Consider the following 3,745-nt stretch of genomic DNA (forward strand, 5'->3'; position numbering starts at 1 on the left):
CTTTATATGAGCCATTGCCTTTAGATAATAAAGTTCAGCTACCGGTAACCCGGAAAAAAAGATACTGGCCAGGCTATGCCGCGGCGGCAAGTATTTTATTATGCCTTTCTGTTAGTTTTTATTTCTATCGGCAGCCTAAGCAACAAAATCTGGTAAAAAACAATATCGTAAAAAATGATTTCCTGCCGGGCAGCAACAAAGCTGTGCTTACGCTGGCCAATGGTGCAAAATTGAGTTTAACAGGCGGCAGCAAAGGTTTACTGGCCCGCCAGGGTGTTACCAGCATCAATAAAAAAGAAGAAGGTAAAGTAGAATACCGCCCCGCTGCTGATGATTTGACAGTTGTCAAACCAGCTGGTATAATGTATAATACCGTTACCACTCCCAAAGGCGGCCAGTACCAGGTGGCATTGCCCGATGGTACCAAAGTATGGCTTAATACTGCATCATCTATCCGTTTCCCTACCGCCTTTAACGGTAATAACAGGCAGGTTGAAATAACCGGCGAGGTTTATTTTGAAGTAGCCAAAAACAAAGAAAAACCATTTATAGTAACATCCGGTAGCCAAAAGGTAACCGTACTGGGAACGCACTTTGACATTAACGCCTACGCGGATGAAAAGGTGGTAAAAACCACCCTGCTTGAAGGGAGCGTAAAGGTAACAACCGGCAGCGGTATGGTTTTATTGAAACCGGGGCAGCAATCACAACTCAACACTGAAAATAAGCTGATTGTTAGCAATGACATTGATACCGATGAGGTAATAGCTTGGAAAAAAGGCTACTTCCAGTTTAACAAGGCGGATATTCAAACCATCATGAACCAAATTTCGCGCTGGTATGATGTGGAGGTGAAATATGAAGGACAGGTTGAGCCGGGGCACTATTATGGTAAAATTTCCAGGAATGTTAATGCCTCGAAGGTGTTGAAGGTACTGGAGCTAAGCGGGATGCATTTCACAATTGAAGGGGGAAAAATTATAGTTAAATAAATACACACAAACCGAAAAAGCCGCCGGCGAGGCCGGGGCCTTTAAAGTTTGCCCATAAAAAAGCCGGAGCGTGTTCGAGCACAATCCGGCAAAGATCAGGGCAAGCTTATTCAAATAATTTGCCAACTAAATCAACAAGTAACCCTAACTATTACAAAGGTATGCAATTTTATACTTTTTGTGGCCGACCTGTGCATAATCGGTCGGTGCAAACAATGCCTGCAGGTGCAACACCTGTAAAAAATAATCCGGGGATGACCCGGGTACAATCAATGCTCATTCGCATGAAACTGATTACCCTGTTAATGCTTGCCGCCTGTTTGCAGATCAGCGCGGCTGGCTATAGTCAAAACATCAGCCTCTCACAAAAGCAGGTTAGCCTGGAAAGTGTTTTTAAAAACATCGAAAAACAAACCAGCTATAATTTCTTTTACAAGCTTGAATTACTCAGTACGTTAAATAAGGTTAGCATTGATGTTAAAAATGCGCCGCTAACCGAGGTGCTTGACCAGGTATTGAAAAATCAACCTGTTACCTATAAAATAGTTGATAATATCATTGTTATCAACAGAAAAGATGCAGACAGCAACCAGATTTTGAAGTTGACAACTGTAACAGGTACGGTGAAGGACAGCAAAGGCGCTGTTTTACCCGGTGTTACCATAACTGTTAAAGACGGTAAATCAACAGCGGTTACAGATGGCAACGGCGCTTTTAAGATCATTGCAGATGAGCGGGCTATATTGCAGATAACCTCGGTAGGATATAAACGGCAGGAGATAGCTTTGAACGGCCGTACAACACTGACCATTGTGCTTGATGAGGATGTAAGCGAACTAAACCAGGTAGTGGTTATTGGCTATGGCAAACAGTCGCGCGAAAAAATTACGGATGCGATCACTACGGTCAAAGGGACTGAACTGAACCGTTACTCAGGAGCAAGTTTTGCCCAACAACTTGCAGGCAAAGCAGCAGGTGTTGTAATTAATGATGCCTCGGCGCAACCGGGAACTGATCCGCAAGTTGTGATCAGGGGGATAGGTACATTAACCGCTGGCCGGGCACCGCTTATTGTGATAGATGGTTTCCCGCTATCAGAAGGCAGTAGCTTTAACTCCATCAATCCGCAGGATATTGAAACACTGGATATATTGAAAGATCCGGCCTCGGCAGCTATTTATGGTTCAAGGGCAGCCAATGGCGTTGTCCTCATCTCCATAAAAAAAGGCAGCGGCGATAAAGTAAAAGTTGCTTTAGATGTGTATGCCGGTTTCCAGGAACGGCATGATAATTTAAAATATGTTGATGCTTATCAGGCAGCTACTTATTTTACAGAATCGAGAGATTGGGGCTATGTATCAAAAGATCCTAATCACAGAAGCATTACTGATGACCGCGCCACCAGGGTTTCAAAGGGCGCATCGTTAAGGGAGTTGCGTTTGAATTACCTGCAACCTTATCTTGATGGTACGCCGGGTTTAACCAATACCAACTGGCTTGATGAGGTTTTCCGGAAAGCGCCCATGAGCAGTTATAATCTTTCTGTTTCGGGCTCATCGGGCAAAACCAATTATTATATTTCATCCAACTATTTTAAACAGGATGGTATTGTGATCAACAATGGCCTGGAGCGTTATAGCGGAACAGTTAAAGTGGAATCAAAAATATCTAAAGCGTTCACTTACGGTGTTTCGGTAAACCCATCGTTTAACAAGGAAAAGTATTTTAATAATAATGCCAATAACTCCAACGATGTGGTGAGCGATGTAACCATCAGTTATCCTTTTTTTCCGGCCTATAATGCCGATGGTTCTGTTGCCATCAGCCAGCAAATTAAAGGTAACACACCTGAGGACGGCGCACTGGGCGAAAGCCCAATAGCTTTGGCCACCAAAATCAAAAATAACCTGAACGATACTCGTCTTTTCGGCAATACCTACCTTGTTTTTGAACCCCTAACCGGACTGAAGTTTAAAGCTGTTTTAGGTGCCGATATCAGGAGTAACTTTTATGATTACTACCGGCCATCAGACGTTGGCGGATACCGTGCCGCAGCACCGCAACCGGCTTCGGCTATTGAAACTAACGGCCATATCTACAATTACATCACCGAAAACACGGTTGATTATACCAAAAGCATCGGCATGCACGATTTTGATATCTTGGCGGGCTATACTTTCCAGTCCGAAAACGGGGCGAATACCGTTGTAACCGGCTCAGGCATACCTGATGATAAGATCACCAATATAGGCGGTGCCAGCGCATACAGTGTGACATCAGCCCGTTACCAGTGGACACAGATCTCATACCTTGCCCGTTTGCAATATGCCTATGCCGATAAGTATCTATTATCTGCAACCATCAGGCGCGATGGATCATCACGCTTTGGCGATAACAATAAATGGGGCAACTTCCCATCGGTAACAGGCGGGTATATCTTAAGTAAAGAATCCTTTTTTCCCGAAAACAAGGTGCTCACCTTTGCCAAGATCCGGGCAAGCTGGGGATCGGCAGGTAACAATCAGATAGGTTCGTACAGTTCAAAGGCACTCATTGGTTCGGCATCTGCAAACGGCGCGAATGATTATAACTACAACTACGTTTTTGGCAGCACGCTAAGTCCAGGTTTCGCGGCAACCACTACAGCTAATAACAACCTTACCTGGGAAACCAAAAATTCGATAGATCTTGGTATCGACCTTGCTTTTTTTCAAAAATTTAACCTGGTTGCCGATTATTATAAAAGCACTACC

At 44.0% G+C, this 3,745-nt stretch carries 2 protein-coding genes; both read left to right on the top strand.

From position 1 onward, the window contains the following. Nucleotides 1-992: FecR family protein (locus VF500_RS29320; protein WP_330863055.1), on the top strand; the 992-nt coding region annotated here is incomplete at its 5' end. 284 nt (nucleotides 993-1,276) lie between these two features. Further along, the coding region (locus VF500_RS29325; protein ID WP_330863056.1) for a SusC/RagA family TonB-linked outer membrane protein at nucleotides 1,277-3,745 on the top strand (2,469 nt) is incomplete at its 3' end.

Source organism: Mucilaginibacter sp. (assembly GCF_036383575.1).
GTDB lineage: Bacteria > Bacteroidota > Bacteroidia > Sphingobacteriales > Sphingobacteriaceae > Mucilaginibacter.